This window comes from Flavobacterium sp. EDS (assembly GCF_020991525.1).
GTDB lineage: Bacteria > Bacteroidota > Bacteroidia > Flavobacteriales > Flavobacteriaceae > Flavobacterium.
The window spans coordinates 569296-590472 of sequence record NZ_JAJMOZ010000001.1 but is presented as its reverse complement, the minus strand read 5'-3'; the positions used below and the strand labels follow the sequence as shown (position 1 = coordinate 590472).

Genomic DNA, 21177 nt, shown 5'->3' with positions numbered 1-21177 from the left:
AATTATTGCTTGATAATTTTTATTGTTTTTTGATCTCCACTTGTATAAATTAAAGCGACTATATAAATACCAGTTGGGTAACTTTGAAAAGAAATATTTTGGGTATTTATTTTTTCAGCTTTATGATAGGTACTTAGTGTTTGTCCGTTTAAACCATAAACCACTATAGAAGAAACACTATTACCGTCTTTTAATTCCCATTTAAGATATAATTCTTCTCTTACAGGGTTTGGATAGTAAGAAATAACATCTTCAGGAGAAAATTTTTGTAGATCTTCCTCAGTAATTGCTTCAATTTCTTTGGGAATTTCTTTAGACATTTTAGCTGTACAACCTAAAAGACATAGTTCTCTCAATGTTTGGTTGCCCGCAGCATCATAGTTGAACGTGATTTTTGTTTGGGAATTAATTGTCATTACAAATCCTAACAAGACTAGTGATAAATAATATTTCATAGTATAATTTTATTTCTTCTCTATTATTTTCTTCATTTGAGCTTTTAACTCTTCCATATCTTTGTTCTGCTGAATTAAATAAAGAGTTAATTCTTCAATTTTTTCCTGTTGGATTTTTACCATTTCACCTAACTCTAAACCTTTTTCTGTGACTTCTTTAGCAGAAGGTACATTTGGCAAATGACCATTTTCAGCGATATATTTTTCGACTTCTTTTAAATTAGGTAATTTATAATCTTTACTAAAAACATAATCTGCCCAAGTATTGTAAACTTTTATTTCTTCTGCTCTTATCTTTCCTTTTACTGAAAGTCTATAGGTATCTGCTCCGTCTACAAAATTTGAGGTTCCGATACCAATATTAGAATCTGTCAAAATATTTCCTTCTATTTTTGCACTACCTCTAACTACAAACTTATGCTCAAGCAAATAATCTCCAAATCCACCGATTACAACTCTTGAATTAGGTTTAGGAAAATGCATAAAAACTTTATCATTCCCATCTTCAAAAATTTTCACAAATTCTTGTTGAATTTTATTATTAAGTACAAATGTACTAGACCCTCCAGTTTCTGCATAAATCCTTAATCTCTGATTATCAGACCTGTCATCAATAGAAAACCAAAACATAGATTTTGCGTTAATATTTGACGCTGGAAAATCTAAAAAACTCATCATTCTACTATTATTAGAATTAACAAGATTACCTGCTTTAAAAACTATACATTTTTGATTTCGCTCATTAGAGTCAATGAAGGTTTGACCATCAGCGAGACTTGATCCTGAAAAAATAGCATTTTTTACTTTAATGTCACCATTAACATCTAATGTAGCAGTTGGATTAATTGTCCCAATACCAACATTAGTATTAGAAATTGGTGAGTTTGGTAAAATGCTCCCCGCGCCTCCAGTAGAAGTACTAATTTGGGCATTTGTAGTAATACTACTTAATATAAATATTCCAGAAAATAAAAGAGTAAAAATTGATTTCATTTATTGTAGTTTGGTTTGTAGATTAATTCTTCCAAACGTACTAAATAAAATTGCATGAAAATAAAAAAAAATTAAGATTTTCTTAACTAATTAATTTTATATCTCAAATACATACAAAGTTCTAATAGAAAAAGAAAACGATTTATAACCTGTTCTATAGCAGCTCAGCTTTTTATAATTTTGTTAAGGTTTTATAATCCCAATTTTTAATATTGCACTCAAGCTATTTAAAAGAAGTAACTTTAAATAGATTCGTTTGAGTATATTTTTTAATAAATATCAAACTAGTATTTATTAATTACTTCGATCACAAAATTCACTTCTTCAGCTGATAGAGCAGGACTTATTGGCAGACTTAAAACTTCATTATGTATTTTTTCGGTGATAGGAAAAGACAAATCATTCCATTGAGGAAATGCTTTTTGCTTATATGGAGGAACAGGATAATGAATCATTGTTTGGATACCATTCTCTAATAAATAAGCCTGTAAATCATTCCTGTTTGGAGTTCGAATAACGAATAAATGAAATACATGATTATTTGAAAAATCCCAAAATGGTAATACTATTTTTTTGTTTTTTATTTCAGCTAAATATCTTTTAGCAATATCTCTTCGTTGCTCATTTTCAGCATCTAAATTTGGTAATTTCACATTCAGAAATGCAGCTTGTAATTCGTCTAATCTCGAATTCATACCTACAAAATCATTATAATATTTTACTTCTGAACCATAATTTCGAAGCGAAAATAAAATCTTAGCCAATTCAGCATCATTCGTTGTAATTGCTCCACCATCTCCCAAAGCACCTAAATTTTTTCCTGGATAAAAACTATATGCTTGTGCATTCCTACTTTTGACTTTTGACTTTTTGCTTTTTGCTAATAAAGCACCGTGAGATTGTGCTGCGTCTTCAACAACTAAAAGATTATTTACATCAGCAATTTTATTTATGGCATCCATTTCTGCCAATTGTCCGTATAGATGAACTACTAAAATTGCTTTAGTTTTTGGTGTAATTTCACTTTGGATTAAATCTGGATTAAGATTATACGTTTCTAACTTTGGTTCAACTAAAACAGGAACCAAATCAGCTTGCAGGATTGCTAAAATACTAGCTATATATGTATTTGCAGGTACAATAACTTCATCTCCTCTTTTAAGTTTTCCTAACTGAATATACCCCTTAAAAATCAGGACTAAAGCATCCAAACCATTTCCTACTCCTATACAATATTTTGCATCACAATACGCTGCGAATGATGTCTCAAATGCTTTGACTTCTTTTCCCAAAATATACCAGCCATTATCCAAAACTGCTTCCATTTTTTCCTGAAATGCTTTTTTGTATGGCTCGTTTACTTTTTTCAAATCTAAAAAAGAAATCATAATAAAACATTATTTAATAAACCGTAATTTATTGTTTCTACTTCGTAAAAATCATGGACAATTGTACTCGCCCCAAAGCTTTCTTTCCAATATGATAACCCTTCATTTAGCTTTTTCCCTCGTTCTTCATTAGATATTCCAAAATCAAAAAATTGTTTTTCGCTAAATACTTTCTTTATCAGGAACTCAAACAAAAAATCCAAGCTCCCTAAATTATCCTGATTTTCATTTTTAGAAATATACTGGCAATGTGCTACATTCTTACTTTCAAAAACTGATGTTCCTGCTATTATTTTATCATTCTGATACACATTAAACTGGCGAATATTATCTGGAAAGATTTTTTTTAGTAACTGTATTTCTTCTAAAGTATGAACTGGCTTAGCTTGATGCTTTTTATCCAAATTCGGGATCAGAACTTTGTTCCAAAAGTCTTCAAAATCATCTTCTTCTTTGATAACTAAATCATTAAAAACAGCCTTTTGAATCCCTCTTCTCCTAACTTTTGATATCTTGTTTTCCTGAAATAAATTCAAAACTGACAACGAATCCCGCCGAACCAATTTTGCTTCAGCTAAAAACAAAGCATATTGAATTTCTTCACTAGGTTTTAAATGATAAATTGCTGGCAGCGTCTTCAAATGTAATTTTACAACAGCCATCTCGTTTAAAAAAATTAAAATACTTTTAAAGATTTCAATAACCGAAACCAATTTTATTTTTTCATCATAAACCAAACCTCCATAAGTCAGTCCCTGATGTGAATACACTACATTATTAACTCTATTTGCAGGTAAAACCGAAACTAATTTTTCATTCTCATAAACCAATAAAGAGAAATCTTTAAATCGGTCTTTATGATATTCCATAAAATCACGATGAAACAAAAAAGTAGCATTTTTGGCCTGACCAATAAAGGCATTCCATTTTTCGTAATCTGTTTCCTGATATAATTTTACGGTGTAGTTTTTCACTATTTGATATTAGAATTCATTTATCGTTTGTGTTCTAATGCTGGTAGATACCATTTATATTTTACTGCCATTAATCGGACTAAAATTATAACAATACAAGTTACGAGATACAAAATATCATCATTTAAATTCCATTCTTTTAATACAAAAAAAACAATTCCACCAAGAATACAAATCGTAGCATAAATTTCTCTTCTAAAAATCACAGGTATTTCATTACACAAAATATCACGAGTAACACCTCCAAAACAAGCTGTCATAGTACCTAATGCAATACAAATAATAGGATGTAAACCCGTAAGTATCCCTCTCTCTAATCCAATTAATGTAAAAACACCTAAGCCTATGGTATCAAATAAAAACAAAGAGGTTCTTAGTCTATCAAATTTTTTTCTAAAAATAACAGATAGAATAAACCCTAAAATAATAACGTAAACATACTTTAGATCAAGCATCCATCCTACTGGTGTTCTGCCAATTAAAACATCACGCACCGTTCCCCCACCTACCGCTGTTACAAAGGCAATTATAAAAACCCCAAACGGATCCAATCGTTTATTCATTGCGGTCAATGCACCCGACATAGCAAATGCCATTGTCCCAATGATATCTAATAAGCTAAACATTTATATGTTTTTAAAATGAAAATAAAATCTATAATTCTGACAAAAATAAAGAAATCCTCTTTATAAACAGATGCTAACTACAATTAATAAATTTAGTCATTTTCTAAAAAATAGTATTGAATTTAAAATTTAAAAAATCTTATTACCTTAGCCACTTACAAACTCAGCACATTTTCCCTTGAAACAAATTACTTCGATACAAAATCCATTTATAAAATCATTAGTGTTATTGCAAGAAAAAGCAAAAGCACGTAAGCAAACCGGAACGTTTTTAATTGAAGGAAAACGTGAAATTTTGTTAGCTACAAAAGGGGATTATAAAATAGAAACTATTTTATTTTTACCCGAATTAATTTCTGAAAACGAGATCAATAATTTAACTGGCCAACAAGTTAATTTAATCGAAATCAATAAAGAAGTCTATCAAAAATTAGCTTATCGCGATACCACCGAAGGTATTTTGGCTATAGCCAAAACCAAATCATTGCAATTATCAGATTTAAAACTATCTGATAATCCATTAATTCTTGTTGCCGAAGCTCCAGAAAAGCCTGGAAATATTGGTGCGTTACTACGTACTGCTGATGCAGCCAATTTAAATGCAGTAATTATTGCCAATCCTAAAAGCGATTTGTACAACCCAAATATAGTTCGCTCTAGTGTGGGTTGCTTATTTACGAATCAAATTGCAACAGGAACAACTACTGAAATCATTTCTTTTTTAAAAGAAAATAAAATTAATTTTTACTGCGCTACACTTCAAAACTCTACTTCTTACCACACACAAGACTTTACTACTCCAACAGCATTAGTTGTAGGTACCGAAGCTACAGGATTAACTCAAGAATGGAGAGATGCAGCAACTCAAAATATCATCATCCCCATGGAAGGTGAAATAGACAGCATGAATGTTTCGGTTGCAGCAGCTATATTAATTTTTGAAGCAAAAAGACAACGAGGTTTTAATCAATTATAAAATTTAAAGCATGAACTATAAATTATCGCTTTTAGCACTATTATTCGGTTTCTCAGTTTCTGCACAAATCACCAATAAAGAGGTTGATGCATTGGTAGAAAATACGTTAAAAACATTTAATGTTCCCGGAATTGCTGTTGCCATTATTAAAGATGGAAAAATCGTTCAGGCACAAGGTTATGGTGTAAAATCTATCTTGACAAAAGAAAAAGTAGACGCTAATACACTATTCGGAATTGCCTCAAATAGTAAAGCTTTTACAAGTGCAGCCTTGGCCATCTTAGTTGATGAAGGCAAAATCAAATGGGATGATAAGGTAATAAAGTACCTTCCAAATTTTAAAATGTACAATGAATATGTAACACAGGAATTTACGATTCGTGATTTACTAACTCACCGCAGCGGGTTAGGTCTTGGAGCGGGAGACTTAATGATATGGCCTGATGGAAGTGATTTTACAGTACAGGATATTACCCAAAACTTACAATATTTAAAACCTGTTTCGGGTTTTAGAACCAAATACGATTACGATAATTTATTATATATAGTTGCTGGTGAAATCGTTCATGTTGTTAGCGGAAAAAGCTGGGGCGATTTTATAGAAGAACGCATCATGAGACCACTAGAAATGAATCATAGTGCAGCATCTTTTTTACGCTTAAAAGACTCAACCAATATCATTGCACCACATGTACCTATAGATGGGAAACTAAAAGTAATCACCAGATATAAAAATCAACTATTTGATGCTGCTGCTGGTATTTATTCTAGCGTAAACGACTTGAGTAAATGGGCAATCATGCAAATGAACAATGGTAAATATGGTCCCGAAAACAAGCAATTATTCTCAGAAAAGGAACATGACGAAATGTGGCAATTGCAAACTATAATTCCAGTAAAACCTAGAGCACCATACAATACTCATTTTAGCGGATACGGTTTAGGCTGGTTTTTAAGCGATGTGAAAGGAAACAAACAAGTTACTCATACAGGTGGTCTAGAAGGAATCGTTACTCAGGTTACTTTAATTCCTGAACTACAATTAGGAATTATAGTCTTAACAAACCAGCAATCTGGCGCAGCATTTACTGCTATTACCAATACCATAAAAGATAGTTATTTAGGAATTAAATCTGAAGATTACGTTGCTCTATACAGTAATCGTATGAAAGCCAATGTAGAAACAGCAGATAAAGTAACTGATGAAGTCTGGGCTGTTGTAGCAAAAAACAAGAAAGACAAAGTGAAAACTGATTTCACCAAAATCACTGGAACTTACAAAGACAATTGGTTTGGAGATGTAACGATAACTGAAAAAAAAGGGAAAATATATTTTGCATCAAAACGTTCTCCTCAATTGGTAGGTGAAGTATTCTTTTACAAAGATGGAAATTTTGTGGTAAAATGGGATAATGCTTATTTCCATGCCGATGCCCATTTATTTTTTAAATATGACTCTAATGGAAAAGCTACTAACTTAAAGATGCAAGCAATTTCTGAACTAACTGATTTTAGTTACGATTTCCAAGATTTGGATTTCAGTAAAGTTCAGTAAATTTAATCCTTTCAAAAAGAGCATATACTTAGAGATTTTAATAGCTCTTTATTTTAATTCTTTATAAGACAAGCCTATTTGAATCTTTAAAATTTAAGCAACAAAACATAACAAACTAAAAATCAAAACACTATTTCAGGATAGTGTTTTTTTTTATGCTTAGAAAGCTTTTGTTTTTCTAAACATTTTATTCTATTTTCAATATTTAAAACACTTTCATTCCCTTGTGTATATTGAAACTTATTCTTATTTTTAGGGAATTGAACTAGGTGTACATATGACAGAGATAGATATCGAAAAAGAGAATAAAGCAATTGCGCAGGAATACAAAGAATTACTTCGAATTAGTTACCAGACTTTAAGTCCTACAGACAAAAAATTAATTCGGAAAGCTTTTGATGTTGCTGTTGATGCTCATAAAGAACAAAGACGAAAATCAGGTGAAGCTTACATCTTCCACCCTATTGCTGTCGCAAAAATCGTTGCTTCTGAAATAGGATTGGGAGCTACCTCAATTGCCGCTGCCTTATTGCATGATGTTGTCGAAGATACTCCTCTGACAGTTCAGGATATTGAGCGTTTATTTAATCCAAAAGTAGCACAACTTGTAGAAGGATTAACTAAAATTTCGATGGTCCAGAGAGATCTAAATGCATCAATGCAAGCGGAAAATTTCCGCAAAATGATCCTTACCTTAAATGATGATGTTCGTGTAATATTGATAAAATTAGCCGACCGTTTGCATAATATGCAAACGATGGACTCAATGGCCGAATACAAACAAACCAAAATTGCATCAGAAACTTTATACATTTATGCACCACTAGCTCACCGCCTAGGGCTGTATAACATCAAAACTAAACTAGAAGATTTAGGATTAAAATATACGGAACCAGAAGTTTATAATGATATCGTAAGTAAAATTCGAGAAACTAAAGAAGAACAAGATGCTTACATCAAAGATATTTCGGATGTGCTAAAGAAATCTTTGGACGAAGAAGGAATTGAGTACATAATAAAAGGGCGTCCGAAATCTATTTATTCAATCCGAAGAAAAATGCGTGCACAAAACGTAAGCTTTGATGAAGTTTACGATAAGTTTGCCATTCGAATTGTATATAAATCCAATCCACATGACGAAAAGTTTCTGGCTTGGAAAATATACTCTATCGTAACCGACCATTACCGACCAAGTCCAAGCCGTTTGCGTGATTGGATTTCATCACCAAAATCTACTGGTTACGAGGCTTTACACATAACTGTTATGGGACCGAAAGGTCGCTGGATCGAGGTACAAGTGCGAAGTGAGCGTATGGATGAAATCGCCGAGAAGGGATATGCGGCGCATTACAAATATAAAAACGGAGCCACCGAAGAAAGTGGTCTTGATGTTTGGCTAAACCTGCTTCGTGAAGCTTTAGAAAACTCAGAAACAAATGCAGTAGATTTTGTTGAAGATTTTAAAATGAATTTATATTCAAAAGAAATCTTTGTATTTACTCCGAAAGGGGAAATAAAATCGCTTCCAAAAGGAGCAACTTCATTAGATTTTGCTTTTAGCATTCACTCCGAAATAGGAATAAAAACTCGTGGGACACGTGTAAACGGACGATTAGTACCGCTTAACTACGAATTAAAAAGTGGAGATCAGGTTGAAGTAATCACTTCTCAAAACCAAAAACCAACCATAAACTGGTTGGATTATGTAACCACATCCCGAGCGAAAACCAAAATTAAAAACGTATTAAACGAAAATACCAAAAAGATTGCCGAGGAAGGAAAAGAACTACTTACGCGTAAACTAAAACACTTAAAAATAACTATTAACGAACAAGTTATAAACGAGTTAGTTAATTTCTTTAAACTTAAAACGAGTTTAGACTTATTTTATAGAGTTGGAATTGGCGCAATCGAAAATCAGCAATTAAAAGACTATGCCGCTCAAAAAAGCAATACGTTTATTAATTTCTTCAAAAACAAAATAAAACGCAACAGCAGTACTACCACTGCCGATACAGATATTCACAAACCTGTAATTAGCAGTAATTATGACATGTTGGTTTTTGGAACAGAACATGATAAACTTGATTACAAATTATCACCATGTTGTAACCCAATTCCTGGTGATGATGTTTTCGGATTTGTAACGATAAATGAAGGGATAAAAGTTCACAAAAAAGATTGCCCTAATGCTATTGGCATGCAATCAAACTACGCCTATAGAATTATGACCGCCAAATGGATTGACTCTTCACAAGAGGAATTCAAAGCAGTTATAAATATTACAGGAATGGACGTTTTGGGACTAACCAATCAACTAACCAAAGTAATTTCTAATAACATGAACGTAAACATCCAAAGCATCTCATTGAGTACTGATGCAGGGATTTTTCATGGCCAGATTGCCGTAATTGTACGAAACAACTCAATACTTAAGAAAATGATTAACAATATCAAAAAAATTGATGGAGTTGAGAAAGTAACCAGAGAATACAGAACGTAAGTCCCTGAAATTTTACGATTAAACATTTGAATGTGAAACTTTAAACAGGAAACTTTTATTCATTTAAAATAATAAATTATCTTTGCAGGATATGACACTCATTTCAACTGACAACAACAAAAATCAAGAAATTGTAAAAAATGTTTTTACATTATATCTTGAACAAAAAGGCCATCGTAAAACTCCTGAGCGTTATGCTATACTTCAGGAAATATATGATAGTGAAGAACATTTTGATATTGAAAACTTGTATATCAAAATGAAAAATAAAAATTATCGCGTAAGTAGAGCTACTTTATACAACACGATAGAATTATTATTAGATTGTGCTTTAGTTCGTAAACATCAATTTGGACAAAATCAAGCTTACTATGAGAAATCATATTTTGATAAACAACACGATCATATCATTATGACTGATTCTGGTGAAGTAATCGAATTTTGCGATCCTAGAATCCAGACCATAAAAAAAACAATCGAAGAAATATTTGATATTGAAATCACGAATCATTCATTGTATTTTTACGGAAACAAAAAACAAAAATAGACAATCAATAAAAAGATTGCTCTCAAAAATATTCAAATAAAATAGACAACTAATTAATCTGAGCAGGTGGCAAAACCGCCTCGACAATTAAAATTAAAAAAAGAATGACCGTAGATTTATTACTAGGATTACAATGGGGAGATGAAGGTAAAGGAAAAATTGTAGACGTTCTTACCTCGAATTATGACATAATTGCTCGTTTTCAAGGTGGACCAAATGCAGGACACACTTTAGAATTCGACGGAATAAAGCATGTTTTAAGAACAATTCCATCAGGAATTTTTCATGAGAAGTCTATTAACATTATTGGTAATGGAGTTGTAATTGACCCAGTAGTTTTTCAAAAAGAAATTGAAGGTTTAGAAAAATTCAATCTAGACATCAAAAGCAAATTAATTATATCTAGAAAAGCACATTTAATCTTACCAACGCACCGTCTACTTGATGCTGCTTCAGAAGCCTCAAAAGGAAAAGCCAAAATTGGTTCTACATTAAAAGGTATTGGCCCAACTTACATGGACAAAACAGGTAGAAATGGTTTACGTGTTGGTGATATCGAATTAGAAGACTTCAAAGAGCGCTATAGAGCACTAGCAGACAAACACGAAGCTATGATTGCTTTTTATGATGTTGCTATTCAATACAACTTAGCAGAACTTGAAAAAGAGTTTTTTGAAGCTATCGAAGAATTAAAAAAATTAGATTTTATTGATAGTGAAGAATATATGCACCAAGCTCAAAAAGCAGGTAAATCTATTTTATGTGAAGGTGCTCAAGGATCTTTATTAGACGTAGATTTTGGAACATATCCTTTTGTAACATCATCTAACACTACAGCTGCTGGAGCGTGTACTGGTCTAGGAATTGCACCAAACAAAATCAAAGAAGTTTACGGAATTTTTAAAGCATATGTAACTCGTGTAGGAAGCGGTCCTTTCCCTACTGAACTTTTTGACGAAGTTGGAGCTACAATGGCAAAAATCGGAAACGAATTTGGTTCAGTAACAGGAAGACAAAGACGTTGCGGATGGTTAGACTTAGTAGCATTAAAATATGCTGTTCAGGTAAACGGTGTTACACAATTAATGATGATGAAAGGTGATGTCCTTTCTGGATTTGAAACTTTAAAAGTGTGTACTGAATATAATTACAAAGGAAAAAACATTTCTCACTTCCCATATAATATCGAACCTGAAAATGTAACTCCAGTTTATAAAGAATTCAAAGGATGGCAAGCAGATTTAACTGGAATGACAACTTATGAAGAGTTACCAGCTGAATTAAAAGAATATATCGAGTTTATCGAGAAAGAAGTTGAAGTACCTATCAAAATTGTTTCTGTAGGTCCAGACAGAAAGCAAACGATACTTAAATAAAAAAACTAAACGCTCTGGATTTCAGAGCGTTTTTTTTTGCTAAAAAAAATTGACACATGAGCAATCCTAAAATAAAAATAACAGAAACTAAGCTTTTATCTGATAATTGGTACATATTAAACAAAGTAACTTTTGACTATCAAAAGAATAATGGAGTACCAGAAACTCACGCCCGAGAAGTATACGATCGAGGAAATGGAGCTGCAATTTTACTTTATAATTCAAAAAAGAAAACAGTAGTTCTTACTAGACAGTTTCGCATGCCTACTTATCTTAACGGAAATGATTCTGGAATGATGATTGAAGTTTGTGCTGGGCTATTAGATAAAGACAACCCCAAAGAATGTATCATTAGAGAAACTGAAGAGGAAACAGGATATCGCTTAAAAAATGTAGATAAAGTAATTGAAACCTATATGTCACCTGGATCTGTAACCGAAATTTTATATTTATTTACAGGAGAATATGACCAAAGCATGAAAGTTAGTGAAGGCGGAGGACTTGATAGCGAAAATGAAAACATCGAAGTACTCGAAATGACTTTTGATGAAGCATACAATATGATTGCAACAGGCGAAATAAAAGACGCTAAAACCATTTTATTATTACAACATGCCAAAATAAAAGGATTGATTTAAAACACACTAAAAACTCCTAAAACTTAATTTTGAGACATTGCACTTACATTAAAACCAAAGACTTATGTTTCCAAGAAAGACTTTTATTATGGCTATAAATAAAAAAGGGAAGCGTAAAATTATAGTAGATTTTAAAACTTATTTTTGGTGGGTATTTTATGAATATGATCAAACTACATTTGATGGGAATCAAATAACAATAATAGCAGAAAATCAATCTTTTAGTATTCATTATGGTTTAGAACAAAATTCAGAAAAAAGAATAGCAGTACTAAGGCTAAATGGTGGGGTTTTCGTAGAATGTCCAAAATTTGAAAATGATTCTGGGATAATTACTCCTTCTGGAATTAGTGAATTAATAAAATGGATCCTTACAAAACCAAGCAATAATACAATTAAAAAAGTGGTTTATTCCTATCCCAAAAAAGTTTTAAATGAATCAGAATCAAATATCCTATACAACACTATACTCGAAGAAATAGCAAAAAAGGCGTAAGAATAAAAATCTTACGCCTTTTGTTTTATATGAAAACTTCTAAATTATCTTGAATAATTTGGAGCTTCTTTTGTAATAGTTACATTATGAGGGTGACTCTCTGTAATTCCGCTAGAAGTAATTCTAACAAAACGTCCTGACTCTTGTAAAGTAGGAATATCTTTTGAACCACAATACCCCATTCCTGCACGAAGTCCCCCAATGAATTGAAGCATACTTTCGTTTAATTCTCCTTTGTAAGGAACACGACCTACAATTCCTTCTGGAACTAGTTTCTTAACATCATCCTCAACATCTTGGAAATAACGATCTTTTGAACCACCTTGCATCGCCTCTACCGAACCCATTCCGCGGTAAGATTTAAATTTCCTTCCTTCAAAGATGATAGTTTCACCTGGAGATTCTTTTGTTCCTGCCAATAATGATCCCAACATTACACAATCCGCTCCAGCTGCAATTGCTTTAGGAATATCTCCTGTATAACGTATTCCTCCATCAGCAATTACTGGTACGCCAGTTCCTTTTATAGCTGCAGCTACTTCTAACACTGCTGAGAATTGAGGAAAACCAACTCCTGCAACAATACGAGTTGTACAGATTGAACCTGGTCCAATACCAACTTTTACTCCATCGGCACCATTGTCTACTAAATACTTAGCAGCTTCTGGAGTTGCTATATTACCTACGATAACATCGATTCCTGGAAATTTGCTTTTTACTTCTTTCAATACATTTACAACACCTTCTGTATGTCCGTGTGCTGTATCAATAATAATAGCATCTACACCAGCAGCAACTAATGCAGCAGCTCTATCAACAGCATCGCCAGTTACTCCAATTGCAGCCGCAACGCGCAAACGCCCGTAAACATCTTTATTTGCAATTGGTTTTTGTGTAAGTTTTGTGATATCTCTAAAAGTGATTAATCCAACTAATTCATAGTTTGCATTAACAACTGGTAATTTTTCTATTTTGTGCCCTTGTAAAACTACTTCGGCTTGTTCTAATGAAGTTCCTTCGGCTACAGTTACCAAATTTTCTTTTGTCATAACCTCTACAATTGGTCTTGCTCCATTTTTTTCGAAACGTAAGTCACGATTGGTAACAATTCCTTTTAAGATTTTGTTTTCGTCAACAATTGGGATTCCACCAATTCCGAATTCTTTCATCGCCATTTTAGCATCAGCTATTGTAGAACTTAATGGTAAAGTTACTGGATCGATTATCATTCCTGACTCTGCACGTTTTACTTTACGTACTTTTCCAGCTTGTTGCTCGATAGTCATGTTTTTATGTAAAACACCAATTCCTCCTTCTTGTGCCATAGCAATTGCCATTGCACTTTCGGTAACAGTATCCATAGCTGCAGATACGATTGGAACGTTTAGCGTAATATTTCGAGAAAATTTTGATTTGATACTCACTTCGCGAGGAAGCACATTAGAGTAGTTAGGTACTAATAATACATCGTCGTAAGTTAAACCTTCGCCGATAATCTTGGAGTTGTGTGCTTTCATGGTGCAATTTCTAGTTGAATTGCGTGCAAATATAGTAAATAAATTGAAAACATACACGTTATACTATTTATAAATTTTTGTTTTTATAAATTCTAACAATAAATCTCCATTAAAATTGACCTTAAAATCACTAGTCTCCTAGCCCAGATAGCAACGAAAATCCTTTATTGTTTTTCTTTAAAACAATAAAGATTACAGTGAATAGCTGGATTAGCTTCTAATAAAAAACAACTTAATTGTATTCAGAATTTTCTTTGAAAATAAAATTTAAACCAAATTGAAATGTGGCACTATTCGTTTTTGTGATATCTTTATATTCCAGAATATTATCGATCATGGCATACATATTAAACTTACCCAAGGTGGTTGAAAATCCAAATCCGATATTTTTTGAAGAATAAGAATCAATTGTATAAGTTGCTTTAACTTGTAGGTTTTGAAAAAGTGTCCGTCTATAAAATGCTGTCAAAGCTACCAGTGGAGTTCTAGGCGTAGACATTGCAAACAACTGAACACCAAATCCGTTAAGATATTCTATTTCATTATGTGGCTTACAATTACATTCTTCATCTGATCTAGATTTTCCAAAAGAATACTGAATTGACGAATTAAATTTGACTGGACGCCAAGTGGTGTATTTATTATAAAGTGTATCTCGCGGGATTGCGGCTTCAAATTCATCGAATACATTTTCTGGCTTATTGGGATTGGTAAAATTAGGATTCACTCCCTCATATTGGTAATACCCTTTATAAGTGAAATTCTCTACTTCTTTGCTATGGCGAATAAATCCAACATCAATAATACTTGCAGTAAACTGAATATTTTTTTTTGGATAATAAGTTATTCCAGCATCGAAACCGATTCCATAATTTCCTCCTAAAAAAGTTTTATGTGCAATATCTGAGGCGATACTTCCATCATAATCATCTTCGAGATATTCAGCAATTCCAGATGATTTTAACTCTAAATTAGAAGAAATTATCTGGTTATACATTGTTGTATTTGACATTCCCGTATAAATATATCCTGAGTTTTTGATTGAAGTTGCATTTAATCCACTTGAATATAACTTAGCCCTTCCTCCCAAAATGAGCTTATTATTTATTTTTTTATGATATCCTACATGAAAAACAGAAAGTACTTCGGCCTTGACACTTAACTGACTTAAATCAAATCTTTTTCCTATATAATTTTGATTCCCATCTAATGCCAATAGCGCTAAATCTTTGGGTACATACATGAAAAAATCGGCTTCTTGGTAAATTCCAAACGAAATATACCCTTTGTCTTCAAGACCTCCAAGCTTAAACCCTCCTGAGAACAATTCAATTTGTTCGTTGACTGAAACGATATCATTTTTGGATGCTTTATTTACTGCATTTCTCAATTTAGTATTAAAATCGACTCTGTTATTCGCAAATAAATCATATGCTGAGAAACTACTCGAACCAACATTTGCAGAGACACCTGACAATAGTGGTACTCCAAAATAATATTTATAAGAAATATCGGTACCTGGATTTACAAGTAAGGATTGCGGAATAGTAGCAAAGTTATACAAAACCTGCTTGTTCTGCGCTAATCCAGAAATACTTACCACTAATAATAAAATCAGATAAATTTTTCTCATTTTATTTCGAAGTAAAGGGTTGCTCCTGAACGTAACTTTAAATTCCCTGAACTATTTGCTGTTAATGGTGCTCCAGCCAGCATGGTGACTCTTATTTCTAGCTTGATTGATTTTTTTAACAAATCAAGCGTTTCATTTTCGAAGACATCTGTATGTTTTACATTATTGGGTATGTTTGCGTATGCAGGAACATTTATTTCTGTATCATGCATAACCTGATTGTTTTCGTCCAAAAAAACAAAACTAACAATGTAAGCTCGAGATATTGTATTTTCAATATCAAAATTAAACTCGGCTTTCTTTAAATTATCTCTAAAAAAATTGTCTCTAAATATATCAAAATCCTTTGCGTCAAAAAAAACATCTTGCTCTGTTCCGTTATCAATAAATTCATTTGCTTTAACATCAAAATAAGTTAGATTAGCAACAACGGCAGGCTTTAAAGTAAGATCTTTAGTTTGATCAAAATCTAAATCACTCGCGCACGAACAAAACAATATCGCAACGGTTATTAGCTTAAGAAACATATTATGAGGATACGGTTTCATTGCAAAATTAGTTTTAGTTTAATATAACGCAAACAACGGATTTTAATTCTTACTTATTACTTTCTTGTAAAAAATTAATGATTGTTTAATGATAGGCACCAAATAGTTTTGAAGCTTCATTATAGGCACTTTCAAAACTCATTGCTCTTATATTTGTATTTTGTTTTTGTGCCGTAAAATAGGATACCATTTTTTCTGTTGGCATATTACCTGTTAGCTTATCTGTTGCCATTGGACACCCTCCAAAACCTTGAATTGCCCCATCAAAACGGTGGCAACCAGCATGAAAAGCAGCATCAATTTTTTCAAACCAAGTACTTGGTGTGGTATGTAAATGGGCGCCAAACTCAATTTGAGGATATTGTGCAATTAGACTGGAAAACAAATAGGTAATAATATCCGGCGTTGAACTACCTACAGTATCAGAAAGCGAGAGTGTTTTTACTCCCATTTTAGAAAGCTTCTCTGTCCACTCTCCTACTATCTCCACGTTCCAAGGATCTCCATATGGATTTCCAAATCCCATCGAAAGATACGTTATAACTTCTTTATTCTTTTTATCCGCTATTTCTAATATTTCCTGAAGTGTTATTATCGATTCAGCTATTGTTTTATGCGTATTCCGCATTTGAAAGTTCTCTGAAATCGAAAATGGAAACCCTAAATAATGAATTTCTTTATGCTCTGAGGCCATTTCTGCTCCTTGCGTATTTGCAATGATCGCCAGTAACTTACTAGTTGTCTGCGACAAATCTAGTTGCGCCAAAACGGCAGCAGTATCCTGCATTTGAGGTATTGCTTTTGGAGAAACAAAACTCCCAAAGTCAATGGTATCAAAGCCCACTCGCAATAAAGACTGGATATAAGAAACCTTATTCTTAGTAGGAATAAATGTTTTGATGCCTTGCATAGCATCTCGTGGACATTCGATAATCTTAATTTCTTTACTCAAAGCTACTCTGTTTCTGAATGCTAAGTTACTGTCTTTTTTATTTAAATAAAAAATATCCGCTTTGTTTATTTTATTACACAAAAATGTAATAAAATTAACTATTACATAAAAACGTAATAACAAATAATATTACTTATATTTGTAATATTCACACACTAACAATGTTAATTTAAACCTCATCTAACTAAAGAACAAACATATAGAATAAAGAAGGTTTCAAACAAAATGATATTTAATTTTTAATTATATTTGGATATGACAAGCATAATCACAGGAGATATTATCGGCTCTAAACAGCTAAAACCCAAAGATTGGATTAATGGTTTAAAAAAACTATTTAGTCAGTTTGGCAAGAATCCAAGTGAGTGGGAAATTTATCGTGGTGATGAATTTCAGATAGAGATCAAGAATCCCGAAGATGCCTTATTATCAACTTTATTAATAAAAGCATATTTGAGAACTCTAAAGCTTGATGCCAGAATGAGCATTGGTTTTGGAGATAAAACACACAAAGAAAAGAAGATATCCGAAAGTAACGGAACTGCTTTTATATATTCTGGGGAACTTTTTGAAGGATTAAAAAAACAAAAAACAACTTTGGCATTAAAATCTGGAAATACCGATTTTGATACAAAACTCAACTTGATGTTACGCTTAAGTTTGACTTTTATGGATAACTGGCTAGTCCCTGCTGCTGAATTTATAGTAATCGCCATACAAAATCCAGCATTATCACAGGAAGAAATTGGTTTAAAATTAGGCATTAACCAAGCTGCTGTAAGTAGAAGACAAAAACGAGCACAGTTTGATTTAATAATGGATTTAGACTCTTATTTTAGGTCGCAAATAAAAGAATTAACTTTATGATACTATTTGTAAAATTATTTTTGGCACACCTGCTTGGGGACTTTATTTTTCAACCTAATTCATGGGTTATTGATAAAGAAATTAAGAAACAAAAAAGCTTTTATTTATACATACACGCCGCTTTGCACGGTATTATAACTTGGATTTTGGTTGGTGAATTATCCTTTGGATGGTACGCTCTTTTATTGGCAGTTACACATGGGGGGATAGACTTTTTGAAACTTCATTTTCAGAAAGCATCCACCAAAAGAGCTTGGTTTATTGGTGACCAAATAGCTCATTTTATAGTTTTAATTACAATTGCACTTTTATACAATCAGCAAAAAATAGATTTTCTTGGATTTAATAACCAATTCTGGGTTATTCTAACTGGAATTCTGTTTTTAACTAAACCAACTTCCATTTGCATTAGAAACCTAATCTCTATTTGGACTCCCGAAAACAATAACAGAACTGACAATTCTCTTGCCAATGCAGGAAATTACATTGGCATATTAGAACGTCTATTTGTTTTCTGTTTTATAATCACTGGACATTTTGAAGCTATTGGTTTTCTATTAGCTGCAAAATCTATCTTTAGATTTGGTGATTTAAAAGAGGCTAAAGACCGCAAACTAACAGAATACGTTCTTATAGGAACTCTTTTAAGTTTCGGAATTGCATTACTTACTGGTCTAATTGTGCAAGTAATGATGTTACAATCCTTTTAAAACGGCTTTATTGATCGCTTTTATCAAAGCTGGTCCTTCATAAATAAAACCTGTATATAACTGAACCAGACTTGCTCCTGCATTTAATTTTTCGATAGCATCTTGAGCAGTATGAATTCCACCTACTCCAATAATAGGAAATGCTTTATTGCTTTTTTCTGAGAGGAAACGAATTACTTCTGTAGATCTTTGAGTTAACGGTTTCCCTGATAAGCCACCCATTTCTTCTTTATTTGCTGACTGTAATCCTTCTCTAGAAATTGTCGTATTGGTTGCAATTACACCTGCAATTTGTGTTGTTTTGATAATATCAATAATATCTAACAATTGCTCATCGGTTAAATCTGGTGCGATTTTTAACAAAATTGGCTTTGGTTTTGCATGCGTTACATTTCTATCTTGTAATGTTTGCAATAATTGTGTCAAAGGCTCTTTATCTTGTAAAGCTCTCAAGTTTGGTGTATTTGGAGAACTTACATTCACTACAAAATAATCAACATGATTAAATAAAGCATCAAAACATATAATATAATCATCGACTGCATTTTCATTTGGAGTCACTTTATTTTTACCAATGTTTCCTCCAATTAAAACACCTTTATTTTGTTTTAATCGCTCTACTGCTTCGATAACACCACCATTATTAAATCCCATTCGATTAATAATTGCTTGATCTTCTTTTAAACGAAATAATCTCTTTTTAGGATTACCTTCTTGCCCAACTGGGGTTACAGTACCTATTTCTATAAATCCGAAACCAAAATCAGAAAGCTCTTTATATAATTTAGCATCTTTATCAAATCCTGCAGCCAGTCCAACTGGATTACTAAATTTTATTCCAAAAACTTCTCGTTCTAAACGAGGGTCATTTTCTTTGTAGATCGCTTTTATAATCGATGAAACTCCTGGTATTTTTGAAATAAACCTAACGAATGAAAAAGTAAAATAATGAACTTCCTCTGGATCAAACATAAAAAGTATCGGACGAATAAGCAATTTATACATAAGTGTGTTGTTGTTTTTGTGGCTGCAAATTTAATTATAATATACTAAAACGCATCTAATTTATGTAAAAAAACAGCTTACTATTTTATGTTGCATAAAGTTTTTTATTGTACTTTTATTTCTTAAAAATAAAACCATACTAAATCTATAGAATTAATGAAAAAAGTAAGCGAGTTTTGGTCATTCGGAATAATAGCCTCTGGTATTCTATTTATTAGCTTTGGCTATACAAAATTCACAAAACCTGCTGAAGAAAATCTGACGTTAGAATGCAATCAAATTCAAACAACTTCATCTGAACCTAAATTTGAACCAACAATTACAAACAAAAAGACAGCTCCTTATAAAGCCCCAAAAGGCATGGTTTGGATTCCTGGAGGGGAATTCTCAATGGGAAGTAATGTTGCTGACGAAAGCCTATGCAGTATAAAAGGAGTCACCAAAGATGCTGCTCCAATACATCGCGTGTATGTAGATGGCTATTGGATGGACGAAACTGAAGTTACCAATGAGCAATTTGAGCAGTTTGTAAATGCAACGGGATATATTACTGTTGCTGAACAAAAACCAACTAAAGAAGAATTTCCTACGGTTGCTGAAGAAGATTTAATTACAGGTTCTGTAGTGTTTACGCCTACTTCTACGTCTGTTAGTTTAGACAACTTCTTACAATGGTGGGCTTATATTGGTGGAACTAATTGGAGACATCCTGAAGGACCTGAAAGTACAATAAAAGGCAAAGAAAAATATCCTGTTGTACAAGTTACTTACGAAGATGCGCTTGCATATGCTAAATGGGCAGGGAAAAGGCTTCCTAGTGAAGCAGAATGGGAATTTGCAGCTAGAGGTGGCAAAACTGGAGAATTATATGCATGGGGAAACACTTTAAAACCAAAAGGGAAATTTCAGGCCAATATATATCAAGGTCATTTTCCTGTTAAGGATGGTGATACTGGAGAAGATGGATTTATAGGAATTGCGCCAACAGCACAATTTGCACCAAATGCCTACGGACTATACGATATGGCCGGAAATGTTTGGGAATGGGTAAATGATTGGTATGGCGTAGACTATTACAAATCATTAGCTGAAACTGGAAAAGTAACTAAAAATCCGCAAGGACCTGAAATGAATAATGATCCGTCTGAACATGGTCTTTATAAAAAAGTACATCGCGGTGGTTCCTTTTTATGTACCGATCGATATTGCACTCGATATATGGTAGGCACAAGAGGAAAAGGTGAAATACGCTCTCCTGCAAACCATCTAGGTTTTAGATGTGTAAAGAGCATTTAAAAATAAAATCAGTCCAAAAAAGATTCCATCATAAAAGAAAATCGGTTTTTATTTCCATCAGGATGTTTTTAATCTAAAATAAGACAGCTAAAAAAATTGTCTATATTTGCTAAAAAAATAAA

At 32.5% G+C, this 21177-nt stretch carries 20 protein-coding genes; 10 read left to right on the top strand and 10 right to left on the bottom strand.

All coding sequences use genetic code 11. The annotated features are described in order from the left end of the window. Window positions 1-2: 2 nt before the first annotated feature. From LPB87_RS02600 to LPB87_RS02580, 5 genes are all read right to left on the bottom strand, one after another. Complete coding sequence (locus tag LPB87_RS02600) at window positions 3-455, bottom strand: T9SS type A sorting domain-containing protein (RefSeq protein WP_230604807.1); 453 nt, start codon at window positions 453-455, stop codon at window positions 3-5. 9 nt (window positions 456-464) lie between these two features. Next, a complete protein-coding gene (locus LPB87_RS02595) occupies window positions 465-1448 on the bottom strand; it encodes a hypothetical protein (RefSeq protein WP_230604804.1) in 984 nt (327 codons plus the stop codon). Window positions 1449-1732: 284 nt separating this feature from the next. Further along, window positions 1733-2836, bottom strand: a complete 1104-nt coding sequence (locus LPB87_RS02590) for a DegT/DnrJ/EryC1/StrS family aminotransferase (protein ID WP_230604802.1) — start codon at window positions 2834-2836, stop codon at window positions 1733-1735. Next, window positions 2833-3810 (bottom strand): GNAT family N-acetyltransferase, encoded by a 978-nt coding sequence (locus tag LPB87_RS02585; RefSeq protein WP_230604801.1) that lies wholly within the window; start codon window positions 3808-3810, stop codon window positions 2833-2835. The genes LPB87_RS02590 and LPB87_RS02585 overlap by 4 nt, the downstream gene beginning before the upstream one ends. Before the next feature lie 20 nt (window positions 3811-3830). After that, window positions 3831-4436 carry a trimeric intracellular cation channel family protein gene (locus LPB87_RS02580; RefSeq protein ID WP_230604799.1) on the bottom strand — a complete coding sequence of 202 codons (606 nt, stop codon included), beginning with the start codon at window positions 4434-4436 and terminating at the stop codon, window positions 3831-3833. Window positions 4437-4614: 178 nt separating this feature from the next. On the opposite strand from LPB87_RS02580, the gene LPB87_RS02575 reads away from it, so the two are divergent. The 7 genes from LPB87_RS02575 (at window position 4615) to LPB87_RS02545 (ending at window position 12527) form a co-directional block, all read left to right on the top strand. Then, a complete protein-coding gene (locus tag LPB87_RS02575) occupies window positions 4615-5412 on the top strand; it encodes an RNA methyltransferase (RefSeq protein ID WP_230604797.1) in 798 nt (265 codons plus the stop codon). Window positions 5413-5422: 10 nt separating this feature from the next. After that, on the top strand, window positions 5423-6967 hold the full coding sequence (locus LPB87_RS02570; RefSeq protein ID WP_230604795.1) for a serine hydrolase: 1545 nt from the start codon (window positions 5423-5425) through the stop codon (window positions 6965-6967). Between the two features lie 277 nt (window positions 6968-7244). Beyond that, window positions 7245-9470, top strand: a complete 2226-nt coding sequence (locus LPB87_RS02565) for a RelA/SpoT family protein (RefSeq protein WP_129537603.1) — start codon at window positions 7245-7247, stop codon at window positions 9468-9470. Window positions 9471-9561: 91 nt separating this feature from the next. Continuing rightward, window positions 9562-10017: a transcriptional repressor gene (locus LPB87_RS02560; RefSeq protein ID WP_035618963.1), complete on the top strand. Its 456-nt coding sequence runs from the start codon at window positions 9562-9564 to the stop codon at window positions 10015-10017. Window positions 10018-10121: 104 nt separating this feature from the next. Next, window positions 10122-11393 carry an adenylosuccinate synthase gene (locus tag LPB87_RS02555; protein ID WP_129537602.1) on the top strand — a complete coding sequence of 424 codons (1272 nt, stop codon included), beginning with the start codon at window positions 10122-10124 and terminating at the stop codon, window positions 11391-11393. 56 nt (window positions 11394-11449) lie between these two features. After that, entirely contained in the window at window positions 11450-12031 is a 582-nt protein-coding gene (nudK, locus tag LPB87_RS02550; protein WP_230604793.1) for a GDP-mannose pyrophosphatase NudK, read from the top strand. A 64-nt stretch (window positions 12032-12095) separates the two neighbouring features. Continuing rightward, on the top strand, window positions 12096-12527 hold the full coding sequence (locus tag LPB87_RS02545; RefSeq protein WP_230604791.1) for a hypothetical protein: 432 nt from the start codon (window positions 12096-12098) through the stop codon (window positions 12525-12527). Window positions 12528-12571: 44 nt separating this feature from the next. Here the strand turns inward: LPB87_RS02545 and guaB are convergent, their stop codons facing one another. From guaB to LPB87_RS02525, 4 genes are all read right to left on the bottom strand, one after another. After that, window positions 12572-14044, bottom strand: a complete 1473-nt coding sequence (guaB, locus tag LPB87_RS02540; protein WP_230604789.1) for an IMP dehydrogenase — start codon at window positions 14042-14044, stop codon at window positions 12572-12574. A gap of 232 nt (window positions 14045-14276) precedes the next feature. After that, window positions 14277-15677 (bottom strand): DUF5723 family protein, encoded by a 1401-nt coding sequence (locus tag LPB87_RS02535; RefSeq protein ID WP_230604786.1) that lies wholly within the window; start codon window positions 15675-15677, stop codon window positions 14277-14279. Then, window positions 15674-16225 (bottom strand): hypothetical protein, encoded by a 552-nt coding sequence (locus LPB87_RS02530; RefSeq protein ID WP_230604784.1) that lies wholly within the window; start codon window positions 16223-16225, stop codon window positions 15674-15676. The genes LPB87_RS02535 and LPB87_RS02530 overlap by 4 nt, the downstream gene beginning before the upstream one ends. Before the next feature lie 85 nt (window positions 16226-16310). Beyond that, a complete protein-coding gene (locus tag LPB87_RS02525; protein WP_129537596.1) occupies window positions 16311-17177 on the bottom strand; it encodes a hydroxymethylglutaryl-CoA lyase in 867 nt (288 codons plus the stop codon). Window positions 17178-17432: 255 nt separating this feature from the next. Here LPB87_RS02525 and LPB87_RS02520 point away from each other — a divergent pair, with 255 nt between their 5' ends. Together LPB87_RS02520 and LPB87_RS02515 are read left to right on the top strand one after the other, a co-directional pair. Then, entirely contained in the window at window positions 17433-18044 is a 612-nt protein-coding gene (locus LPB87_RS02520; protein WP_129537595.1) for a hypothetical protein, read from the top strand. Continuing rightward, on the top strand, window positions 18041-18754 hold the full coding sequence (locus tag LPB87_RS02515; RefSeq protein ID WP_230604782.1) for a DUF3307 domain-containing protein: 714 nt from the start codon (window positions 18041-18043) through the stop codon (window positions 18752-18754). The genes LPB87_RS02520 and LPB87_RS02515 overlap by 4 nt, the downstream gene beginning before the upstream one ends. Here the strand turns inward: LPB87_RS02515 and LPB87_RS02510 are convergent. Beyond that, entirely contained in the window at window positions 18740-19759 is a 1020-nt protein-coding gene (locus LPB87_RS02510; protein ID WP_129537593.1) for a quinone-dependent dihydroorotate dehydrogenase, read from the bottom strand. The genes LPB87_RS02515 and LPB87_RS02510 overlap by 15 nt on opposite strands. Before the next feature lie 156 nt (window positions 19760-19915). On the opposite strand from LPB87_RS02510, the gene LPB87_RS02505 reads away from it, so the two are divergent. Beyond that, the gene (locus LPB87_RS02505; protein WP_230604780.1) at window positions 19916-21055 is read left to right on the top strand and encodes a formylglycine-generating enzyme family protein; all 1140 of its coding nucleotides are present in this window, start codon (window positions 19916-19918) and stop codon (window positions 21053-21055) included. Window positions 21056-21177 lie beyond the last annotated feature (122 nt).

Bases quoted from the DNA above. Each gene is read 5' to 3' on its own strand.
- LPB87_RS02505 (WP_230604780.1), top strand. From the start codon at position 19,916: ATGAAAAAAGTAAGCGAGTTTTGGTCATTCGGAATAATAGCCTCTGGT.
- guaB (WP_230604789.1), bottom strand. From the start codon at position 14,044: ATGAAAGCACACAACTCCAAGATTATCGGCGAAGGTTTAACTTACGAC.
- LPB87_RS02590 (WP_230604802.1), bottom strand. From the start codon at position 2,836: ATGATTTCTTTTTTAGATTTGAAAAAAGTAAACGAGCCATACAAAAAA.
- LPB87_RS02520 (WP_129537595.1), top strand. From the start codon at position 17,433: ATGACAAGCATAATCACAGGAGATATTATCGGCTCTAAACAGCTAAAA.
- LPB87_RS02515 (WP_230604782.1), top strand. From the start codon at position 18,041: ATGATACTATTTGTAAAATTATTTTTGGCACACCTGCTTGGGGACTTT.
- nudK (WP_230604793.1), top strand. From the start codon at position 11,450: ATGAGCAATCCTAAAATAAAAATAACAGAAACTAAGCTTTTATCTGAT.
- LPB87_RS02545 (WP_230604791.1), top strand. From the start codon at position 12,096: ATGTTTCCAAGAAAGACTTTTATTATGGCTATAAATAAAAAAGGGAAG.
- LPB87_RS02510 (WP_129537593.1), bottom strand. From the start codon at position 19,759: ATGTATAAATTGCTTATTCGTCCGATACTTTTTATGTTTGATCCAGAG.
- LPB87_RS02555 (WP_129537602.1), top strand. From the start codon at position 10,122: ATGACCGTAGATTTATTACTAGGATTACAATGGGGAGATGAAGGTAAA.
- LPB87_RS02580 (WP_230604799.1), bottom strand. From the start codon at position 4,436: ATGTTTAGCTTATTAGATATCATTGGGACAATGGCATTTGCTATGTCG.
- LPB87_RS02565 (WP_129537603.1), top strand. From the start codon at position 7,245: ATGACAGAGATAGATATCGAAAAAGAGAATAAAGCAATTGCGCAGGAA.
- LPB87_RS02570 (WP_230604795.1), top strand. From the start codon at position 5,423: ATGAACTATAAATTATCGCTTTTAGCACTATTATTCGGTTTCTCAGTT.
- LPB87_RS02595 (WP_230604804.1), bottom strand. From the start codon at position 1,448: ATGAAATCAATTTTTACTCTTTTATTTTCTGGAATATTTATATTAAGT.
- LPB87_RS02600 (WP_230604807.1), bottom strand. From the start codon at position 455: ATGAAATATTATTTATCACTAGTCTTGTTAGGATTTGTAATGACAATT.
- LPB87_RS02530 (WP_230604784.1), bottom strand. From the start codon at position 16,225: ATGAAACCGTATCCTCATAATATGTTTCTTAAGCTAATAACCGTTGCG.
- LPB87_RS02535 (WP_230604786.1), bottom strand. From the start codon at position 15,677: ATGAGAAAAATTTATCTGATTTTATTATTAGTGGTAAGTATTTCTGGA.
- LPB87_RS02560 (WP_035618963.1), top strand. From the start codon at position 9,562: ATGACACTCATTTCAACTGACAACAACAAAAATCAAGAAATTGTAAAA.